Source organism: Roseburia faecis (genome assembly GCF_001406815.1).
Classification (GTDB): Bacteria; Bacillota; Clostridia; order Lachnospirales; family Lachnospiraceae; genus Roseburia; species Roseburia faecis.
Window position 1 is genome coordinate 74,014 of the sequence record NZ_CVRR01000007.1, and the last position, 21,114, is coordinate 95,127.

Consider the following 21,114-nt stretch of genomic DNA (forward strand, 5'->3'; position numbering starts at 1 on the left):
ATAAATCTGGCACACTTTTCTTTTTATGGTCTGGCAAGAATATCCGCAAAAGTAGCGCGGACAACCCGTGCCAGATCCTGAGGGTCAAGCCGGATGCTGGTTCCGATACGGCCGCCGCTTACATAAATTTCAGAATATTGCCTGGCAGAGGCATCGATAACGGTTGGAAATGCTTTTTTCATGCCAAGAGGACTGCAGCCTCCACGGACATAACCAGTGATTGCAGTTAAATCTTTGACATGGATCATTTCTACGGATTTCTCGGAAACTGCACGCGCGGCAGCTTTCAGATCAACCTCTTCGGCAATCGGAATGACAAATACGTAGTATTTTTTGCTTTTGCCCTGCATGACAAGTGTCTTGTAAGTCTGGGCAACCGGGGTGCCAGTGGCTTCGGCAGAATGAATTCCATCTATAAATTCGTCACATTCATAAGTCAGCAGTTCATAGGGAACCTTATTTCGTTCCAGAATACGCACGGCATTGGTTTTTACTTCTTTTCCCATGATATTCACCTCCGCGCACAGTATATCATTTTTAGAGGAAAAGTTGAACAATAAAAAAGGAAATGTTATAATGTTGCAAAAGATATTTCAAAAGGGGGCGTCATTTCATGAGAGAATTTTTGAAGCGGGCAAAGGCGGATTATCTGCTTTCTTCTGTTTTGTGTATTGCGCTTGGAATTATTTTTGTTGTGTGGAAAGGCGGAGTTATTGATGTGATCGGAACACTTCTTTCGATTGCAATGATCATCGTTGGAATTATTTATCTGGGAAGCTTTATTTTGAGCCTTGCAACATTTGGAGCATCAACGATTGTCGGAATTCTGGTACTTGCAGTTGGAATCTGGTTTCTCATCCAGCCGTCGCTGATTGTCAGTCTGGTTCCGGTTATATTGGGTGTAGGACTTGTATTTCATGGAATTCGTGCGGTGACGGAGGCTGTGAATGCCAAAAAATACGGATATGAAAAGTGGGGCATGGATCTTGTATTTGCCATTATCTGTCTGGTCTGTGGTCTGGTCTGTGTTTTCTGTCCGCTTGGAGTATTGAAACAGTTTATTATGCTGGTAGGAATCGTGCTGATTATCAACGGAGCGCTGAATCTGTGGATTGCTGTCACAGCAACGCGTGCAGCGAGGGATTACAGACGGCGCACAGAGACTGTTGATACAGAGTTTGTGGAAAATGAAGGTGACCGTGATGAGACAGATGGAATTTAAAATGGAACGTCCGGGACTGACCAAAGTAGGGGATCATCTGAAGGTGACAGAGGGAAAACTTCCCACTTCCTATTATTATACCATTGAGCATGCAATAGCCATGTCAGGAAATTATGCGGTAGGGGAACGTTTAAAAAGCCGGGAAGGCGATGTGATTGATGTGAAGGAGACAGAAAAAGGGTACTTTGTGACCATGGAATTTGACGAATAAGGATAACAGACGAAATGGCAATACAGGGCAAAACCGATATTGACCAGCTGCTTGCAAAAAGTTTGAAAGAGATTGCTGTCAGGCGGCCGGTAGAAAAAATTACAATTAAAGAGATAACTGATAAAGCAGGGGTCATCCGGCCAACGTTTTACAATCATTTTCAGGATAAATTTGAGCTTATTGAATGGATCATCCGGACAGAACTGTTAGAGCCGGTAGAACCTCTGATCCGGAATGATATGATTATAGAAGCAATGGTTCTGCTGTTTACCAACATTGAAAAGGACAAGGCATTTTATTCACAGCTGGTAAAAATGGAGGGATCGGTCAAATTTCACGATATCGCAAAAAAATGTGTGCGGGAAGTATTGCTTGAACTGATTCAAAACGAAAGCAGCGGAAGGGTTTCAAAACACAAATGGCTGACGCCGGAGGTGATATCTTCCTATTATGCACAGTCCATGTGTTTTGCAACAGAGGAATGGATCAGTATGGGAATGATCATCTCGCCGCGCGAAATGGCCGAAGCATATCAGTATATGCTGACCCGGTCTCTGACCGACATCATCAAAGAATTATAAAAAGAATATGCGATGACATTTTGAATGATTTGTATACGAATTCATACAAATCACTCAAAATGTATAATCATGCAGTACATGACGAAAAGATTGAATATTTTCATATTCGGTCTTTTTTTTTATGATAGGCTGAGAGAAAAATAGAGGATGGTGAAAAAAATGATTAAATTTGGAAAAGGAGTCGTTAAATGTCGGTTTCTGATTTTGATCCTGGCTTTTTTACTGCTGATTCCATCCGCGATCGGCTATATGAAAACCAGAATTAATTATGACATTTTGTCCTATCTGCCGGGACAGATTGAAACGATGAAAGGGCAGGATATCCTTCTGGATGAATTTGGAACAGGCGCGTTCTCTTTTGTAGTTGTTGAGGGAATGCAGGATAAGGATCTGCAGAAAATAGCAGATAAGATTGAGGATGTACCTCATGTAAAAAATGTTATCTGGTATGGTTCCGTTATGGATTTTAGTATTCCAAGAGAAGCACTTCCGGATGATATCTACAACTTTTTCAATAACAAAGACGCAGACAGCCAGCTGATGGCAGTCCTGTTTGATGAGTCCATGTCGTCGGACGGCACCATGGATGCGATCCAGACGATCAATGATCTGGTTGGAAAGCAGTGTTTTGTCAGTGGTATGGCATCGGTGAACAATGATATCCGAAAACTGGCAGAGAATGAGAGTGTGATCTATGTTCTGATTGCCGTTGTGCTTTCTCTGATCGTATTATCACTTACGATGGATTCCGTAGTTGTTCCGTTCCTGTTTTTGATCAGTATCGGCATGGCAATTATTTACAATCTGGGTTCCAACGTATTTTTCGGGGAGATTTCTTATATTACCAAGGCACTGGCGGCGGTACTGCAGCTCGGTGTTACAATGGATTATTCCATTTTCCTGTGGCACAGTTATCAGGAGCAGAAGGAGCGGTTTGACGGAGATAAAAACCGTGCCATGGCACATGCGATTTCCAATACAATTACTTCCGTGGTCAGCAGCTCCATTACAACAGTTGCCGGATTTATCGCACTGTGTTTTATGAGCTTTACCCTTGGAAAAGACCTTGGTATCGTTATGGCAAAGGGTGTTGTCTTTGGTGTTATCGGATGTGTAACGATTCTTCCGTCCCTGATTCTTGTCTGCGATAAGGCAATCGAAAAGACCAGACATAAAGTAATTCTTCCGGATCTTAGTAGAATTGCAGGGTTTATCACAAAACATCATGTGGTATTTGTCATTGCGTTTCTGGTTGTGCTGATTCCGGCAATCTACGGATATACACATACCAATGTATATTATGATCTGACTGGTACGCTGCCGGAGACTTTCAGCAGTAAAGTCGGAAATGATAAGCTGTCCGAACAGTATCATATGGGTGCAACCCACATGGTTCTGGCAAAAAGCAGTTTGTCTGAAAAAGACAGTATGAATATGATCGATGAGATCAAAAAAGTAGACGGTGTAAAACTTGCGGTTTCGATGGATTCCCTGACCGGACCGATGGTTCCGCAGGATGTCATTCCGGACGATGTGAAGGATATCTTCAAGAGTGGAGATTACCAGATGATGGTCATTGTTTCAGAATATGCATCTGCAACGGATGAAGTAAATAAACAGTGTGATGAGATCAATGCGATTATTAAAAAATACGATAATACCGCAATGCTGATCGGTGAGGCGCCATGTACCAAGGATCTGATTGAGATTACCGATGTGGATTTCAAAAATGTAAGTATTATTTCGATTGCAGCTATTTTTATTATTATTTTACTGACATTTAAGTCCATTTCACTTCCAATCATTCTGGTATGTGTTATTGAATTTGCAATTTTCATCAATATGGGTATTCCGGCATATACAGGAACGGTGTTGCCGTTTATTGCATCCATTGTAATCGGAACCATACAGCTGGGAGCTACGGTCGATTATGCAATTCTTATGACGAACAAGTATAAGAAGAACCGTTTCCGCGGTATGGATAAGAAAGAAGCAATTACCGATGCATTGAGCAAGTCCATTCAGTCGATCATTGTCAGTGCGCTCAGTTTCTTTGCAGCAACGTTTGGTGTAGGATTATATTCCAACATCGATATGATTGGTTCATTATGTATGCTGATGGCACGTGGTGCGATCATCAGTATGATTGTCGTAATCTTTATTCTGCCAAGCATGTTCATGGTATTTGACCGTGTGATCTGTGCATCAAGTGCAGGATTTCGCAACAAAATCAAATAGGAGGATGGAATTATGAAATTATCAGAGTTAAAAACCAGACTGAAAAATAAATATGTAGTCCGTATTGTGGCAGGTGTGCTGACCATTGCACTTCTTGGAAGCAGCATGACAGCAGTTGCCGTGCAGGCAGATCAGAAGAAAGATGCTGCAGTTCAGACAGAGCAGAAAGAGGATTCTTCCGATAAGAAGGATGATATTGAGGATCTGCTTCAGGTATCTGTCAGTGATAAAGAAATCGGAAAAGATGAAAATGTTTACCTTATTTCCGATGCAACGGGAAGTGTGTATGATACCATTGTCACCGATCACCTGATCAATAAAAACCAGTCCGCTACACTGGAGGATCAGTCCAATCTGACAGATATCAAAAATGTGAAGGGAAGCGAGGAGTTCTCACAGAACGGAGAGAAGCTGACCTGGCAGGCAGATGGAGCCGATATTTACTATCAGGGAAAAACAGACAGTGAAGCTCCGGTTTCTCTGAAAGTTACTTATTATCTGGATGGAAATGAGATTGCACCGAAGGATCTGGCTGGAAAATCCGGAAAAGTTACCATACATTATGATTACACAAATAATTCTTCTTATGAAGAAACCGTAAACGGAAACAAGCAGACGGTAAAGGTTCCGTTTGCAGCAGTAACGGCACTGGTATTGGATGACAGTTTCAGCAATGTGGAAGTAAAGAACGGAAAAGTTTCCCAGAACGGGGACAGCAATGTGGTTATCGGCTATGCATTGCCGGGAATCAAAGAAAGTCTGAATGTGAAAGATTCTGATTTCATCGATGATCTGGAACTTCCGGAAGATTTCGAAGTGACTGCCGATGTAAAAGATTTCAAGCTGGATACGGCAATGACGATCGTGGCAAATGCCGGAAGCATGATTTCCATGAAGAGCGGGGATTCTTCTTCTCTGGATGATATGATTGATGACATGCTGGATGCAAGCAGCAAGTTAAAAGACGGATCAAAAGAATTATCCGATGGACTGGACACGTTACAGAAAAATCTTGCGGATTATGCAAGCGGCATGAATGAGCTGAATTCAAAGAGCGGAGATCTGGGCAAAGGTGTGGAGACATTAAACACCAGCGCAGAATCCATCAGCAAGGGAATCCAGACACTTGATAAAGCGTTAAATACAAAGATGAGTGATACAGAGAAACAGGCAGCGTCAAAGACCGCTTCCGAGACGGTGGCAAAAGAGTTTGCAAACGGAAAAACGCAGGAAGTCGCAAAGCAGATCTATGCCGCACTCCGTTACAGCACAGGAAAAGATGGCAGCACAACGGATGGCGCATTATTTACTTCTCTTTATGATGGCGCTTATAGTGCAAATGCAGCAGAAACCGTGTATAATGAAGTGGTAAGACAGGTATTGCTGAAAGCTGCAGGACAGGCGGCAGACAGCAAACTTACTGCAGATCAGGCGGCTGCCGGCATTAAAGCAGCGTGGGCAAAGGGCGCACAGGCAAACGATCAGACGTCAACGGTTATGTATGCCGTATCGGATGGTATGACAAGTGCACAGCTTGCGGAACTGCTGTATGCAAAGAGTGGGGCAAAGGACACACTCTTTCACAAGACACAGAGCACAATCAAGGCACAGCTTGCAGCAGGAAGAAACAATGAGCAGGTGACAGACGGTGTGGAGAGCAGCTTAAAGACACTGGCTACACAGCTGGCAGGAGCATGTCAGAATGTGGCCGTACAGGCAGCAAGTGCAGCCGCTGTTACAGGAGCAGAGAGTGCAAAGGCTACAATTGCACAGCAGATTGAAGCAGTACAGGAAAACGGTTACAGTCTGGTTACCGGTTCCGCAGCACTCAGTAAGGGAACACAGTCTCTGGCAGACGCAGTTCCAACACTGACGAAGGGAATCAAGGCACTTAATGATGCCACGGTAAAGATTGTGTCCGGTGTAGATAAACTGGATGACGGATCCCATACGCTGGCAGATGGCATGGTAGAATTCGACGAGAAGGGTATTTCCAAGATTGCGAACAGCTATAACGGAGATATCAAACCGCTGACCGACAAACTGCAGGCAATGCTTGATGCGGGTGAGGATTACCAGACATTTACAAAGGTTGCAGACGGTGTAAACGGAAGCGTAAAATTTATTTATAAACAGGATGCGATCAAGGGAGACAGTGAAAATAACAAATAATTTTGATGGTCGGAGGAAAAAGGATGAACTGGATGGAAAACCTGCTGATAGTAGCAGGGGTATCTCTGGATATTTTCGCAGCAATGGAATGCCAGGGATCACTGGTTGCAAAAATAAATAAAAAAAATCTGACAGTGATCTGTGGAATCGTTGCGCTGGCACAGCTGATTACGTTATATCTGGGGCATTTTTTGTCCTCCCTGTTCTGCCGTTACCGGTCGGTGCCGGACGAAAAGCTGCTGGGACAGATTATATCCATGGTGATTTTTATGATTCTTGGCATCCGGCTGATGGTAAAAGCAATCCGCAACGAACATGTGGAAGAACATCTGGAACATCATCTTGGAATCCGGAGATTTGTCCGCATGGCATGTATCAGTGGAATTTACACGCTGCTTACGGGAATTGCATTTGGATTTCTGGAAACGAATGTGCTTATGATTCTGATCATGATTGTTGTATGTACCGTTGCATTTGTGATCGGCGGCATCTATACCGGATACCGTGTCGGATATGAAGCAAAAACCAAAGTATATATCGTTGGCGCACTGTTGCTGTGGGTGGCAGGACTGGATGTATTGATTGGAAGAATTTTATAAAGAGCGTTATTGTGAAAGAAAACCGGCCATATTCTGGCTGGTTTTCTTTTCTTATATGTGTATAATAAACATGTATGAAAGCGTAAGGCAGGTGCATAAAATGGATTATACGGTTCTTGATCTGGAGATGACGGGACTGGCTCCGAAAAGGGACAAAGTAATAGAAATCGGGGCGGTTCGTGTACGGAACGGAGAGATTGCAGATACATATGGAACGCTCGTGCGTCCGGGAATGTCAATTCCGGAAACGGTAGTACAGCTGACCGGGATTACAGATGAAATGGCGGCTTTGGGGAAAGAAGAGAATGTGGCAATGCAGGAACTTCTGCAATTTATCGGGGATGATATTCTTGTGGGACATAATCTGATTTTTGATTACAGTTTTCTGAAGCAGTGGGCCGTCAATCAGAAAATTCCACTGGAATTGTCGGCCTGTGATACCCTGCGGATTGCGCGGGCACTCCTTCCGGGGGCACAGTCGAAAAAACTGGAAAGCCTGTGTGAATATTTTCAGATTGAACGGGAACATGCACACCGGGCACTGGATGATGCAGTAGAAACATATAAGGTATTTGAAAATTTAAAATCCATAGAAGGTGCTTCCATGGAACTGTTTGTCCCGAAACCTCTGGTGTATAAGGCAAAGAGACAGACGCCGGCAACGGAGCATCAGAAAGAACGGCTCAGGGAACTGATGGAACAATATGGAAGGAAAGACAGTATCAGCTGGGAGACTCTTACACGCAGTGAAGCCTCCCGGCTGCAGGATAAGATCAGGGCTGGAAACTTTTAAGTTTTTCCAGAATGATTTTTTGCGGAAACGGCGCAAGCTGCGCAGCTGCTTCCTGCAGCTGCAAGATTCCGGAGAGATTGCCCCCGGTCTGATAGATGGCTGCCAGCTGTGTGTAGATGCTGCTGTTATCGACATGACAGGAAACTGCAAATTCCAGCAGCTGGCGTGCCTGATCGGTATATCCGGCATCACTCAGTTCCTGGGCATAGATGGCAGCATTTCGTTCAAATGTGGAAAAACGGTCATCACATGCGCTGAGTTCATCCAGGTTTGCAACACCATATTCAAGTTTCAGGTCGGTGTTACTCATGGAAGAAAGATTCAGCATTTTCTGACCGCATAGTGTTTCCAGTGATTTTTGGGCATCGGTCGTAAGGTTTTGTGGTATTTTATCTTCTGTTATGATAAGATAATTAAGATTGCTGATATCTTTTTTGCGTGTGAAATTCGCACTGTGCTCCCGGTCCCAGAACTGTTTTTCGAGATTTTCCTGGGCGCGTTTATTTTTATGCATCAAAAAGTTAATATACAGCAGAAAAACGATAAAAATAGCAAGAAATACAAACATAATGGAAATCCTTTCTGATATTGTTGTGTATTCATTATAACTGATTTTGCGAAAGAGGTGAATAGTATGTATAATTTTAATGGTTCAAAACGAAAAAGACAGCTGATTGCACTCATATCGTTGGTTGTTATCGCTGCAATGGTTGTTACAACACTGGTTTCAGCGCTGATTTATGGGTAGCGGCACTTGAAAAAGTGATTGTTTATGTTAAAATACAAGATAACGCTAAAATTATTTTAAAGGAAGAATATGAAGAAGATAACAAAGTTAGGAATGGCTGCAGCAGTGCTTTTTTGTGTGGTGGGACTCGGTTCTCATACACAGGCAGCGATGGCAGCAGAGGAGACTACCATTGAAAATGGAATTTCCATCGGAAATGTAAACGTCGGAGGAATGACAGAAAATCAGGCGATATCTGCGGTAGAAGAATACGTGGATGGGCTGATGGATACAACTTTTACGCTGAAAGGAGAAACCGGTTCCATTCAGATGACTGCGGAAGATATGGGAGTGACCGCGGATGCGGATACTGCCGTGCAGGAAGCTTTGGCGGTGGGACACGCCGGAAGTCTGATCAACCGGTATAAAACCCTGCAGGATCTCAAAAAGAAAAAACTGGTTCTCGATATGCATCTGAGTGTAAACAAACAGGCGACGGCCGAAAAGATATATGAGAGCGCAGATGATCTTGCCGTCGGGGCTGTTGATAATGGATTAAAGCGTGTCAATGGAAAATTTGAATTTGTAAAGGGAAAAGAAGGCGTCGAGGTGGATGTCGTAAATTCCGTGTATGCAATCAATGATTTTCTTGCACAGGGCTGGGACGGCTCCAATAATGAGATTGATCTGGTAACAAAGACGGTAGAACCGCGCGGGGATGAGAAAGAACTCGCAGAAATTACGGATCTGATCGGTTCTTATACGACAAACTTTGCAAGTTCGAGTGCAGGACGTGCAAAAAATGTCATAACCGGAGTGAGCAAAGTAGATGGTACAATCCTTTATCCGGGAGAGGAGTTTGATCTGGCAAAAACGGTCAGCCCGTTTACACAGGAGAACGGATATGAACTGGCCGGTGCCTATCAGAACGGAACGGTAGTGGAATCGTTTGGCGGTGGAATCTGTCAGGTTGCAACGACTTTATATAATGCAGTTATCCGGGCAGAACTGGAAATTACGATGCGTTTTAATCATTCCATGCTGGTTCATTATGTGGAACCGTCCATGGATGCGGCAATTGCCGGAAATTATAAAGATCTGAAGTTTAAAAATAATCTGGATGCGCCGGTATATATCGAAGGATATTGCAGTGGCGGTATCATTTATTTTAATGTATATGGAAAAGAAACGAGACCATCCAACCGGGAGATTTCGTTTGAAAGTGAAACCGTTTCAAAGACAGATCCAAAGGTGCAGTTTACAATGGATGCTTCCCTTACCGCCGGTTCGGTTTCTGTTACCCAGTCCGGACAGTCCGGATGCATTGCGCAGTTGTGGAAGATTGTGAAGGTGGACGGAAAACAGCAGAGCAGGGATCTGTTCAACAAGAGTAATTATCAGGCAACTCCAAAGCTTATTACCATTGGAACCAAAGATGCGACAAGCGAGACGCTTTCTGCTTTAAAGGCAGCAATTACAATCGGGGATGAAGCAAAAGTAAGAAGTGCGGCAGCCGGTTTAAAGACAAACGCGCAAAAGAAAGAAGAAGAGCAGAAAGAAGAAGAAAAGAAGGACGATACCGATAAAAAGGAGGACGCAGACAAGAGCGATACGAACAAGAAAGAGGATTCCTCCAAAAAGGATGAAAATAATAAAAAGGAAGATACAAAGAAGGAAGATTCCAAAAAACAGGATACCAAGAAAGAAACAACATCTTCAACAAATACATCCACGAAAAAAACACAATCGTCCAAAGAAAGTGAATAGAAAATAACAGTATGAAAGCAGGAAAATTATCCGAGTCCGTATTAAAACGCTCGGTTCTCCGACAACTTCATAATTCCGCAGCCCGGACACCGGGAGTAGGAATAGATTTCGGTACAGTGGATGCTTCTGATGAAAAGCAGATCGTTACTGCGGAAGCCTGCCGTGCATTTGACACGTTTCCGGAAGCCGGCGTTTATGCGGCATTGAATAATCTTGCATGCAGTGGGGCAAAACCATTGGGAATTACGATGACGCTTCTGCTCCCGACATCTGCAAGCGAAAATGATCTGCGTGCATGGATTTCGGCAGTATCCCGTGTAAGTGAGAAAGAGCAGATTCCGGTTCTCGGAGGACACACGGAAGTTCTTCGGACAGTGACCTCTCCGCAACTGATTGTTCAGGCAGTGGGAGAAGCTGACAGGGAATTATTTGTCACAGCAGCAGGGGCGCAGCCGGATATGGATGTGATTGTGACCAAATGGGTCGGGCTGGAAGGAACAGCGATTCTTGCAACGGAACACCGGGAAGAGTTATCGGCCAGATACGCACAGCCGTTTCTTGACAAAGCGGCAAAATATATCGATTATCTCTCGATCCGTTCGGAGGCCGCAGTCGCCGCAAAGTCTGGCGTTGCTGCAATGCACGACCTCTCAGAGGGAGGCGTTTTCGGAGCTCTCTGGGAATTGGGGCAGTGTTCCGGCGTCGGACTGGAAATTGATCTGAAGAAAATACCAATTCGTCAGGAAACCATAGAAATCTGTGAATTTTTTGATTTAAATCCTTACAAGCTTCTGTCGGGAGGCAGTCTTCTTCTGGCAGCGGCAGATGGCAATGCACTGGTGCATGCGATCCGTCAGGCTGGCGGGGAAGCTGTTATTATCGGAAGGACAATCGACAGCAATGACCGTGTACTTATCAATGGGGAGGAACGCAGATTCTTAGAAACAACACAGACAGACGAATTATGGAATATGGTAAAATGTAATTAGGAGAACAATAAAATATGAGAGAGAAGATTTTAACTTTTATAGAAAAAAACAGCCGCATCGATACACAGGAGCTGGCCGTAATTCTCGGTGTAGATGAGACAGCAGTCATGAATGAGCTGGAAGCTATGGAGCAGGAGGGAATTATCTGCGGATATCATACGCTGATTAACTGGGACAAAGCCGGTGTGGAAAAAGTAACTGCACTGATTGAAGTGCGTGTGACACCGCAGCGCGGCATGGGATTTGATAAGGTTGCAGAGCGCATTTACAATTATCCGGAAGTAAATTCCGTGTATCTTATCTCCGGCGGATTTGACCTGATGGTTACATTGGAGGGGAAGACACTTCGTGAGATTTCCCAGTTTGTATCCGATAAGCTTTCTGCCTTGGATCAGGTACTCAGCACAAAGACAAACTTTATTTTGAAGAAATATAAAGACCACGGAACTGTTATGGCTCCGAAAGCAAAAGATGAAAGGATTATGATGGCATAATGAGAAATCCATTATCAAAAACAATTACAACCATTGAGCCATCGGGTATCCGGAAATTTTTTGACATTGTCAGTGAGATGGATGATGCAATCTCTCTCGGCGTCGGAGAGCCGGATTTTGATACACCGTGGCATATTCGTGATGAGGGAATTTATTCCCTTGAAAAAGGAAGAACTTTTTATACTTCAAATGCAGGTTTAAAGGAATTAAAAATTGAGATTTCCAGATATCTTGACCGGAGATTCGGGCTTTCCTATGACTATAACAAGGAGATGCTTGTGACAGTCGGAGGCAGTGAGGCAATTGATATTGCCATGCGTGCCATGTTAGATCCGCAAGATGAGGTACTTATTCCGCAGCCAAGTTATGTATCCTATGTGCCTTGTTGTGTACTGGCAAATGGAACACCGGTTCCGATCGAACTGAAGGCAGAGAACGAATTCCGCCTGACGGCAGAAGAACTTGAGGCTGCAATCACGCCGAAGACAAAGCTTCTTGTTATGCCTTTCCCAAATAACCCGACCGGGGCGGTTATGGAAAAGAAGGATCTGGAAGCAGTTGCAGAAGTGGTAAAGAAACATGATCTGTTTGTCCTGAGTGACGAGATCTATGCGGAACTGACCTATCTGGACAATCATGTATCCATTGCCTCCATTCCGGGAATGAGGGAGCGAACAATCGTGATCAACGGATTTTCCAAATCGCATGCAATGACCGGATGGAGACTCGGTTATGCATGTGGACCGGAAGTAATCATCAAACAGATGTTAAAGATCCATCAGTTTGCGATCATGTGTGCGCCGACCACCAGCCAGTATGCGGCGGTAGAGGCACTGCGCAACGGGGATGAAGATGTTGCCATGATGCGGGAAGAGTACAACGGCAGACGTCGTTATGTACTGGAGCGGTTCAAAGAGATGGGACTTTCCTGTTTTGAACCATTTGGAGCATTTTATGCGTTCCCTTGTATTAAGGATCTGGGTATGACCAGTGATGAGTTTGCAACAAAACTTCTGCAGACGAAGAAAGTTGCGGTTGTTCCGGGTACGGCGTTCGGTGCCTGCGGAGAGGGATTCCTTCGTATATCCTATGCATATTCCCTGGATGATCTGCGGATTGCACTGGATCGCGTGGCTGAGTTTGTAACGGAGATTCGGGAGATTAAGAATTAAAAATGGCAGAGTTAAATATTGTATTACATGAGCCGGAAATTCCAGCAAATACGGGAAATATCGGCAGGACCTGTGTCGCAACCGGTACAAAGCTGCATCTGATTGAGCCGCTTGGTTTTTCTTTATCGGAGAAACATTTAAAGCGTGCCGGCATGGACTACTGGAAAGATCTTGATGTCACCGTATATGAAAACTGGGAGGATTTCTGTAAAAGAAATCCGGGTGCAAAAATTTATTATGCGACAACAAAAGGACGTCATGTGTATTCGGATGTCCATTATGAACCGGACTGTTTCATTATGTTCGGAAAAGAGAGTGCAGGAATTCCGGAAGAAATCTTAAAGGCGAATCCGGATACCTGTGTGCGTATTCCGATGATCGGGGAAACCCGTTCTTTGAACTTATCGAATTCTGTTGCCATTGTGCTTTATGAGGCACTGCGCCAGAACGATTTTGACCATATGAAGCTGGAAGGACAGCTTCACAGACTGAGCTGGGACGATTAAAATGGGAATTATCAAAGCAAAAAATGTTGTACACGAATTTTTCCGCAGAGATGAGGAAGGCAATGTTGAGTCTATTACGACGGCACTCGATCATGTAAATCTGGATGTAAAAGCGGGACAGTTCATTGCCATTCTCGGACACAACGGATCGGGCAAGTCGACACTTGCCAAACATATCAATGCGTTGCTGACACCGACAGAAGGCGTGATCTGGGTGGATGGAATGGATGTACTCGATGAGGACAATACCATTCCGATCCGGAAAACTGCCGGGATGGTATTTCAGAATCCGGACAATCAGATCATTGCCAGTGTGGTAGAAGAAGATGTGGGATTTGGTCCCGAAAATATCGGGGTGCCGACAGAAGAAATCTGGACGCGTGTCAATCAGAGTTTAGAAGCTGTGGATATGGTAAAATACCGCAAACATTCTCCAAATAAACTTTCCGGTGGACAGAAACAGCGTGTTGCAATTGCCGGTGTTGTGGCAATGGAACCGAAATGCATTGTCTTTGATGAGCCGACAGCGATGCTTGATCCGAACGGACGCAAAGAGGTTATTGCTACCGCACATGATCTGAATAAGAAAAAGGGCGTTACCATCATTCTTATTACACATTATATGGAAGAAGTGGTTGACGCAGATTATGTGTACGTCATGGAGAAAGGAAAGATCGTGATGGACGGTACACCGCGCGATATTTTTTCGCGTGTGGACGAGCTGAAAGAACATCGTCTGGATGTACCGCAGGCAACGCTTGTGGCAGATGAACTGCGCAGCGCGGGCGTACCGATTCCACAGGGAATCCTTACGAGGAAAGAACTGGTGGATGCGATTATGTCCGTGGCAAATGCCTAGACAAAGATATGCGCACAGGCAGGAGATAAAAAGATGGCAGAAATCATTTTAGACAAGATCAATTACACATACAGCGACGGTACTGCTTATGAGATTCAGGCATTAAAGGATGTCAATCTGCAGATTCATCAGGGCGAATTTATCGGAATTATCGGTCATACGGGATCGGGAAAATCGACTCTGACTCAGCTGCTGAACGGACTGCTGCGGGCATCATCGGGAAGCATCTATGTGGATGGGCAGGACATCTATGATGAAGGGTATGATATGAAAGCCCTGCGGAGCAAAGTGGGGCTGGTTTTCCAGTATCCGGATCATCAGCTGTTTGAGACCACCTGTTTTGAGGATGTCTGTTTTGGACCGAAGAATCAGGGACTGGATCGCAAGGATATAGAACTGCGGGCATTTGAGGCACTGCGCAACGTCGGGTTTCCGGAAGAGTTATTTTATCAGCCGCCGTTTGATTTGTCCGGTGGACAGAAGCGCCGTGTGGCAATTGCCGGAGTACTGGCAATGAAACCGGATGTGCTGATTCTGGACGAGCCGACGGCGGGACTTGATCCGGCAGGGCGCGATGAAATCCTTGGACTGGTTTCTAAGATGCACAGGGAACTTGGCATCACGATTCTTCTGGTATCACACAGTATGGAAGATGTGGCGGAATATGTGGACCGCATCATTGTGATGAATCACGGTGCCGTGATGTTTGATGCTTTGCCGAAGCAGGTGTTTGCGCATTATAAGGAGCTTGAGGCGGTAGGACTTGCTGCACCGCAGGTGACGTATCTGGTACACGAACTTGCGGAACGGGGACTTCCTGTGGACACACAGGCAACCACGGCAAGAGAAGCAGCACAGACAATTCTGTCGGCACTTCGGGAGAAAAACGTCATTTAGTGTTTGCAGAGCACAGGAGAAATTTATGTTAAGAGATATTACTCTGGGCCAGTATTATCCGGCAGATTCTGTCGTACACAAACTGGACCCGCGTGTAAAATTATTTGCGACAATGATATATATTATTGCGCTGTTTACGTTCCAGGGCATTTTGGGATTTGCGATCATAACCGGTATGCTTATTTTTATGATCAAAATTTCAAAAGTACCGTTTTCGTATATCGTAAAAGGGTTAAAAGCCATTGTGGTGCTGCTTTTGATTACGGCAGTGTTTAATCTGGTCTTTACACCGACCGGTACGGAGTACTGGCACTGGGGACCGTTTCATCTGACCAGTACAGGTATTATGAATGCGGTGCTTATGACGATCCGGCTGATCTATCTGATCATTGGAACGTCTCTCATGACACTGACCACGACGCCAAACCAGCTGACCGATGGACTTGAAAAAGCATTGTCTCCGCTGAACCGGATTCACATACCGGTGCATGCGATTGCGATGATGATGTCCATTGCCCTGCGGTTTATTCCGATTCTCATCGAGGAAACGGACAAGATCATGAAGGCACAGATGGCGCGTGGTGCCGATTTTGAGGACGGCAATCTGATCCAGAAAGCCAAAAGCATGGTGCCGCTTCTGATTCCGTTATTTGTATCGGCGTTCCGTCGCGCGGACGATCTTGCCATGGCCATGGAAGCCCGCTGCTACAGTGGCGGAGAGGGACGAACAAAGATGAAACCGCTGCGCTATCAGGGAACAGACCGCAAAGCCTATGTGATATTGATTGCATTTCTTGTGCTTGTGATTGTTGCACGAGTGCTGTTGCGCTGGCCACAGTAGCAGGACGGTGACCGCCGGCAGCAGCATATAAATCATCTGAAAACAGGAAATTTGACAGAACAGGATTAAGAAATATGAGAGTAAAAATGGTCGTCGCATATGACGGAACCAACTATAGCGGCTGGCAGATTCAGCCCAACGGTGTGACCATTGAACAGAAATTAAATGAAGCATTGCAGGCGCTTCTTGGGGAAGACATCCGCGTGACCGGCGCAAGCCGCACGGACGCGGGGGTACATTCTCTGGGAAACGTCTGTATTTTTGATACGGATACCCGTATGCCGGCGGAGAAGATCAGCTACGCATTAAACCAGAGGCTGCCGGAAGATATCGTGGTGCAGGATTCCTGCGAAGTGCCGGATACCTTTCATCCACGTTTTTCCAGAAGCCGAAAGACCTATGAGTACCGGATACTAAACCGGCGGTTCCGCATGCCGACCAGGCGGCTGGATACATATTTTTATCATTATCCGCTGGATGTGGAGAAAATGCAGGAGGCCGCGGATTATCTGGTTGGCGAGCATGATTTTAAAAGTTTCTGTGCGGTCAATGCACAGTCGAAAACCAGCGTACGGACGATCTATGCATGTACGGTCACGAAAGAAGCGGATATTATCACGATCCGGGTGACGGGAAATGGGTTCTTGTATAATATGGTGCGGATCATTGCAGGAACACTGATAAAGGTGGGAGCGGGAGAGTTTGCCCCACAGGAGATGCAGACGATTTTAGATGCCTGTGACCGGAGTGTGGCAGGACCGACGGCTCCTGCACACGGACTGACAATGATCGGGCTGGAGTACGAATAAACCACGGAATAGGATCATTTTTGTGTTGATTTGTTGAATATGTCAAAAAATAGATTTTGATTGTGGATATAGATGGCATTTTTTACAGAACCTGTGGATAAAGGTGGAAAAATGGGGATTTACACGAGAAATCTGCTTGACAACAAAAGACCCGGGTAATATAATATATAAGTCTGTGATAGTATGTAAATGTGAGCCAAAAGCCCCGGCGAGCATTTAAACTATATAGAAAAGCAGAGCAGGAAAGAGCAGCGTCCGGACATACGAGGCTTGAAACTGTTCGCATTTTATTGATTTGAATATCTATCAAGGAGGAAAACCCATGAAAACATTTATGGCTAGTCCTGCTACCATCGACAGAAAGTGGTATGTAGTAGACGCTGAAGGCAAGACATTAGGACGTTTAGCATCAGAAGTTGCTAAAGTATTAAGAGGAAAGAATAAACCAATCTTCACACCACACATTGATACCGGTGATTATGTAATCGTTGTGAACGCTGAGAAGATCAAAGTAACTGGTAAGAAGTTAGATCAGAAGGTATACTACCGTCATTCAGGATACGTTGGAGGAATCAAGGAGACAACTCTTAAGGAAATGCTCAACAAGCATCCGGAGCGTGTCATCGAGTTCGCTGTTAAGGGAATGCTTCCAAAGGGACCTTTAGGACGTCAGATGTACACAAAGTTATTTGTATACGCAGGACCAGATCACAAGCATGCAGCTCAGAAGCCAGAAGCTTTAACATTCTAATCAGAGGAGGTAAACAACATTGGCTAATACAAAGTATTACGGAACAGGAAGAAGAAAATCATCTGTTGCCAGAGTTTATTTAGTACCTGGAACAGGAAAGATCACAATCAATAAAAGAGATATTGACGAGTACTTAGGTCTTGAGACTTTAAAGGTAATCGTTCGTCAGCCATTAGTAGCAACTGAGACAGTTGACAAGTTTGACGTTTTAGTAAACGTAAAGGGCGGCGGATACTCAGGACAGGCCGGTGCCATCCGTCATGGTATCTCCCGTGCACTCCTTCAGGTAGATAACGAGTACAGACCTACTCTTAAGGCTGCTGGATTCTTAACAAGAGATCCACGTATGAAAGAGCGTAAGAAATACGGTCTCAAAGCAGCTCGTCGCGCTCCGCAGTTCAGCAAGCGTTAACAAAGAGATAATCGACTGCTCAGACTATATCAAAATGGTTCAAAAACCCCGGAAAATCAAGGTTTTCCGGGGTTTTCTTATACCTAAACGGGCTGATATAGTTTGACATCATTTGACCAAACGAGAGCCGTTTTCACCCAATTTTTAGTGGTTAAATATAGGACAATGCTTGCTTTTATCCGTGATAACAATACCGCCAAGTCAGTTACAGAAATATTTGACTGGTTGTATGGTTAGGAATAAAATCCATTCCCGCTAACGAGATTAACCTTACACCTCTATTACTGAAAAAATAAGAAACGTAGCGCCATTCGGAAGAAATACTGAACCGAATGAGGGGTGGAATTTAATCTTGCGAAAAAAGAAATAAAATTCGACCTCCGCTTAACGTGACTCTTTTTTCAGAGGATTAAGATCACAAAAAAAGAATATCAGCATATGAAGCATAAAACAACTTGTTTCTAATAGTAAATTCCAGTTTTGAAGAACTTTGCAAAACTAACTTCCATAAAAATCATGATATTTTGATTTGCAAGAATTTACTTATGCAAGCGATTAGCTAAATCAGAACTTAAACTTGCAAACTGGAAGCTCGGATTCCAATTCAGCCTAGTATGATAAGTATTTTGTGAAAAATGGCTGAGAAAGAATTTATTTATAAATTTTGCAGAAAAACTGCAAAAATAATCTATAAATATTGACCAAGGCATTTTTAACTGTTATAATAGTGACTGAAAATACGAATACTGAGAATGGAGGTATTCAATTATGCTGATTCAGTTTACAGTGGAAAATCACAGGTCAATAAAAAACAGTGCCGTGATCAGTTTTGCGGCCTCTAAGGATAAGTCATTTGAAGAGTATCTGCTTCATCCAGATGAAAAGAAGAGATTGCTGCCAGTACTTGCAATTTACGGTGCAAATGCAGCCGGAAAAAGTAACGTATTACATGCAATGATGACGATGAAAGAAATGGTTGTGGGAAATGCTGCAAAAGTTTCTAAGGGACAAAAGTTGCCGTGGGAGCCGTTTGGAGGAACAAAGGTTCCGACTTCTTTTGAAATGGTATTTATTTTTCAGGGAGTTCGTTACACATACGGTTTTTCTTTTGATGCAAAGAAGATTTACAAAGAGTATCTTTACCATTGGCCGAATGGCCGTGAAGCCTTAATTTTTTCAAGAGAAAATGGAGTGTATGAGTTCCGGGAAAATGTAAATGAGCAGGTTACTCTGAGTAACCGAACACCGGACAATAAGCTCTATCTGGTGTCCTCTAATGACTGGAATCTGCCTCAGACGGAAAATGCTTATCAGTGGTTCCTGGAAAAGTTGACATTCCTGATGGATGAAGAGCCAGCTACCTCAGAAACTGTTGCCCAGATTGTCAGCGGTGATGATAAGAAAGCTCGAATCTTAAAAGAATTGATGCTTGCCGATCTTGGAATCACCGATGTTACAATCAAGAATACCTCTGGTAAAATACCGGTTATTACGACAACACATCGAATTATTAACGAGGACGGTACAACAGAATACTTTCAGCTTTTCATGGAGCAGGAATCTGTCGGTACACAACACTTTTTTGCCCGCATCGGAGGATGGTTGCAGGCACTTGAAAACGGCGCACTTTTAGTTGTTGATGAAATTGAAGATAGTCTGCATCCTCTTTTAACCAGAAGGTTGATTGAAATGGTGCAGGATAAGGCTGTCAATACAAAGGGAGCGCAGCTGATTTTTACAACACACGATGCAATGCTGCTTGACTTGAATTTCTTCCGTAGAGATCAGATTTGGTTTGCTGAAAAAAACGATGAGACTTGTGCAACAGAGCTTTACTCGTTGGCATCTTTCTCTCCAAGAAAAGGAGAAAATGTGCGTAAGGGTTATCTTCAGGGACGATTTGGTGCAATCCCTTTTATCGGAGGTGACGCCTGATGAGCAAGATGCGAAAAGAGTATGATCCGAACAAAGTTAAGCGGCGGAAGCGTAAACCGATTGTTTATATCATCTGCGAAGGAAAAGAAACAGAGACACTTTATTTCAAACATTTTCGTTCACGAAACTGCCTGGTGGATATTATCCCAATTCCATCAAAACATAAAGCGGCGGAACATTTGGTGAAACACGCAAAATCTCTGATCTCTCAAGCAGATTATTATCCGAAAGACGGAGATCAGCTTTGGTGTGTATTTGACCGTGATGATAATAAAGACTCTGAGCTTCAAGCTGCAATTTTCTATTCGGAGAAGCATGGGTACAAAATCGCATATTCCAATCCGGCATTTGAATATTGGTATCTGCTCCATTTTGAAAAACGGAATGGATATTTGAAAGATTCCTCTACGATAATTGACATCTTGAAAAACAAAGGATATTTGGAAAATTACGGAAAAAGTGTGGATGTTTTTGAAGAATTGCAGGAACACCAGCCAGAAGCTATTCAGTACGCAAAAGAACGAGTGGAGAGATTAACCAGAGATCAGGTTGCTGTGATCTGCCGAGACAGTAATCCGGTAACGACAGTCTATGAGCTGGTTGAATTTTTGAATAGTAAAAGAACATAAAAGCACCATTACAAAGGTGTGTATAATGACAGAAAGCTGTCACTTCGACGATAAAGATTCGTTGGGTGGCAGCTTTTGTGTTTGGAGAGGAGGAAGCATTATGGCAACTACAAGAATCATGCCGCTTCATGTCGGCAAAGGCCGCACAGAGAGTCGGGCGATCAGTGACATCATCGACTATGTGGCCAATCCAAAGAAAACAGATAACGGCAGGCTCATTACCGGCTATGCGTGTGACAGCCGGACTGCGGATGCAGAGTTTCTTCTGGCAAAGAGGCAATACATTGCCGCTACCGGACGAGTGCGTGGTACAGATGATGTGATTGCCTATCATGTGCGCCAGTCCTTCCGTCCCGGAGAGATCTCCCCGGAAGAAGCGAACCGGCTGGGTGTGGAATTTGCAAAGCGTTTTACTAAAGGCAATCATGCCTTGAGCTGGCTATTGTCTTCTATTTCTTTACTCTGCTTTACAGCATATGGATTTACCTGGACAACGCTGATTCCGTTAGA

At 44.2% G+C, this 21,114-nt stretch carries 23 protein-coding genes; 21 read left to right on the forward strand and 2 right to left on the reverse strand.

All coding sequences use genetic code 11. From position 1 onward, the window contains the following. Nucleotides 1-23: 23 nt before the first annotated feature. Nucleotides 24-506, reverse strand: a complete 483-nt coding sequence (gene ybaK / locus M72_RS03970; protein ID WP_022044843.1) for a Cys-tRNA(Pro) deacylase — start codon at nucleotides 504-506, stop codon at nucleotides 24-26. 107 nt (nucleotides 507-613) lie between these two features. Here ybaK and M72_RS03975 point away from each other — a divergent pair, with 107 nt between their 5' ends. The 7 genes from M72_RS03975 to M72_RS04005 all read left to right on the forward strand — a co-directional run bounded on the left by M72_RS03975 (nucleotide 614) and on the right by M72_RS04005 (nucleotide 7,816). Next, the gene (locus tag M72_RS03975) at nucleotides 614-1,222 is read left to right on the forward strand and encodes an HdeD family acid-resistance protein (RefSeq protein WP_055067275.1); all 609 of its coding nucleotides are present in this window, start codon (nucleotides 614-616) and stop codon (nucleotides 1,220-1,222) included. Further along, nucleotides 1,203-1,433: a hypothetical protein gene (locus M72_RS03980; protein WP_172679132.1), complete on the forward strand. Its 231-nt coding sequence runs from the start codon at nucleotides 1,203-1,205 to the stop codon at nucleotides 1,431-1,433. The genes M72_RS03975 and M72_RS03980 overlap by 20 nt, the downstream gene beginning before the upstream one ends. A gap of 14 nt (nucleotides 1,434-1,447) precedes the next feature. Further along, the gene (locus tag M72_RS03985) at nucleotides 1,448-2,014 is read left to right on the forward strand and encodes a TetR/AcrR family transcriptional regulator C-terminal domain-containing protein (RefSeq protein ID WP_055067276.1); all 567 of its coding nucleotides are present in this window, start codon (nucleotides 1,448-1,450) and stop codon (nucleotides 2,012-2,014) included. Between the two features lie 159 nt (nucleotides 2,015-2,173). Further along, on the forward strand, nucleotides 2,174-4,252 hold the full coding sequence (locus M72_RS03990; RefSeq protein ID WP_055067277.1) for an efflux RND transporter permease subunit: 2,079 nt from the start codon (nucleotides 2,174-2,176) through the stop codon (nucleotides 4,250-4,252). A gap of 12 nt (nucleotides 4,253-4,264) precedes the next feature. After that, nucleotides 4,265-6,424 carry a hypothetical protein gene (locus M72_RS03995; protein ID WP_055067278.1) on the forward strand — a complete coding sequence of 720 codons (2,160 nt, stop codon included), beginning with the start codon at nucleotides 4,265-4,267 and terminating at the stop codon, nucleotides 6,422-6,424. Nucleotides 6,425-6,447: 23 nt separating this feature from the next. Continuing rightward, on the forward strand, nucleotides 6,448-7,023 hold the full coding sequence (locus tag M72_RS04000; protein ID WP_055067279.1) for a manganese efflux pump MntP: 576 nt from the start codon (nucleotides 6,448-6,450) through the stop codon (nucleotides 7,021-7,023). Between the two features lie 70 nt (nucleotides 7,024-7,093). Further along, on the forward strand, nucleotides 7,094-7,816 hold the full coding sequence (locus M72_RS04005; RefSeq protein ID WP_261291787.1) for a 3'-5' exonuclease: 723 nt from the start codon (nucleotides 7,094-7,096) through the stop codon (nucleotides 7,814-7,816). Here M72_RS04005 and M72_RS04010 read toward each other — a convergent pair. Continuing rightward, nucleotides 7,797-8,384 (reverse strand): hypothetical protein, encoded by a 588-nt coding sequence (locus M72_RS04010; protein ID WP_055067280.1) that lies wholly within the window; start codon nucleotides 8,382-8,384, stop codon nucleotides 7,797-7,799. The genes M72_RS04005 and M72_RS04010 overlap by 20 nt on opposite strands. 249 nt (nucleotides 8,385-8,633) lie before the next feature. Here M72_RS04010 and M72_RS04015 point away from each other — a divergent pair, with 249 nt between their 5' ends. The 14 genes from M72_RS04015 to M72_RS04080 all read left to right on the forward strand — a co-directional run. Continuing rightward, the gene (locus M72_RS04015; RefSeq protein WP_022044833.1) at nucleotides 8,634-10,310 is read left to right on the forward strand and encodes a VanW family protein; all 1,677 of its coding nucleotides are present in this window, start codon (nucleotides 8,634-8,636) and stop codon (nucleotides 10,308-10,310) included. An 11-nt stretch (nucleotides 10,311-10,321) separates the two neighbouring features. Continuing rightward, a complete protein-coding gene (locus M72_RS04020) occupies nucleotides 10,322-11,299 on the forward strand; it encodes an AIR synthase-related protein (RefSeq protein WP_055067281.1) in 978 nt (325 codons plus the stop codon). Nucleotides 11,300-11,313: 14 nt separating this feature from the next. Then, the gene (locus M72_RS04025; RefSeq protein ID WP_022044831.1) at nucleotides 11,314-11,793 is read left to right on the forward strand and encodes an Lrp/AsnC family transcriptional regulator; all 480 of its coding nucleotides are present in this window, start codon (nucleotides 11,314-11,316) and stop codon (nucleotides 11,791-11,793) included. Then, nucleotides 11,793-12,965, forward strand: coding sequence for an aminotransferase class I/II-fold pyridoxal phosphate-dependent enzyme (locus tag M72_RS04030; RefSeq protein WP_055067282.1), 1,173 nt, complete (start codon nucleotides 11,793-11,795; stop codon nucleotides 12,963-12,965). The genes M72_RS04025 and M72_RS04030 overlap by 1 nt, the downstream gene beginning before the upstream one ends. A 2-nt stretch (nucleotides 12,966-12,967) precedes the next feature. After that, nucleotides 12,968-13,471 (forward strand): tRNA (cytidine(34)-2'-O)-methyltransferase, encoded by a 504-nt coding sequence (locus tag M72_RS04035; RefSeq protein ID WP_022044829.1) that lies wholly within the window; start codon nucleotides 12,968-12,970, stop codon nucleotides 13,469-13,471. A gap of 1 nt (nucleotide 13,472) precedes the next feature. Next, on the forward strand, nucleotides 13,473-14,330 hold the full coding sequence (locus M72_RS04040; protein WP_022044828.1) for an energy-coupling factor transporter ATPase: 858 nt from the start codon (nucleotides 13,473-13,475) through the stop codon (nucleotides 14,328-14,330). A gap of 33 nt (nucleotides 14,331-14,363) precedes the next feature. Continuing rightward, nucleotides 14,364-15,227, forward strand: a complete 864-nt coding sequence (locus tag M72_RS04045) for an energy-coupling factor transporter ATPase (RefSeq protein ID WP_055067283.1) — start codon at nucleotides 14,364-14,366, stop codon at nucleotides 15,225-15,227. A gap of 25 nt (nucleotides 15,228-15,252) precedes the next feature. After that, on the forward strand, nucleotides 15,253-16,068 hold the full coding sequence (locus M72_RS04050) for an energy-coupling factor transporter transmembrane component T family protein (RefSeq protein WP_022044826.1): 816 nt from the start codon (nucleotides 15,253-15,255) through the stop codon (nucleotides 16,066-16,068). Between the two features lie 74 nt (nucleotides 16,069-16,142). After that, nucleotides 16,143-16,877 (forward strand): tRNA pseudouridine(38-40) synthase TruA, encoded by a 735-nt coding sequence (gene truA / locus M72_RS04055; RefSeq protein WP_055067284.1) that lies wholly within the window; start codon nucleotides 16,143-16,145, stop codon nucleotides 16,875-16,877. A gap of 322 nt (nucleotides 16,878-17,199) precedes the next feature. Next, nucleotides 17,200-17,628: a 50S ribosomal protein L13 gene (gene rplM / locus M72_RS04060; protein ID WP_022044824.1), complete on the forward strand. Its 429-nt coding sequence runs from the start codon at nucleotides 17,200-17,202 to the stop codon at nucleotides 17,626-17,628. Between the two features lie 19 nt (nucleotides 17,629-17,647). Beyond that, nucleotides 17,648-18,040, forward strand: a complete 393-nt coding sequence (gene rpsI / locus M72_RS04065; protein WP_022044823.1) for a 30S ribosomal protein S9 — start codon at nucleotides 17,648-17,650, stop codon at nucleotides 18,038-18,040. Between the two features lie 768 nt (nucleotides 18,041-18,808). Then, the gene (locus M72_RS04070; protein WP_055067285.1) at nucleotides 18,809-19,975 is read left to right on the forward strand and encodes an AAA family ATPase; all 1,167 of its coding nucleotides are present in this window, start codon (nucleotides 18,809-18,811) and stop codon (nucleotides 19,973-19,975) included. Next, nucleotides 19,975-20,604: an RloB family protein gene (locus M72_RS04075; RefSeq protein ID WP_055067286.1), complete on the forward strand. Its 630-nt coding sequence runs from the start codon at nucleotides 19,975-19,977 to the stop codon at nucleotides 20,602-20,604. Before M72_RS04070 ends, M72_RS04075 begins: the two co-directional genes overlap by 1 nt. A gap of 100 nt (nucleotides 20,605-20,704) precedes the next feature. Next, the coding region (locus tag M72_RS04080) for a relaxase/mobilization nuclease domain-containing protein (RefSeq protein ID WP_261291788.1) at nucleotides 20,705-21,114 on the forward strand (410 nt) is incomplete at its 3' end.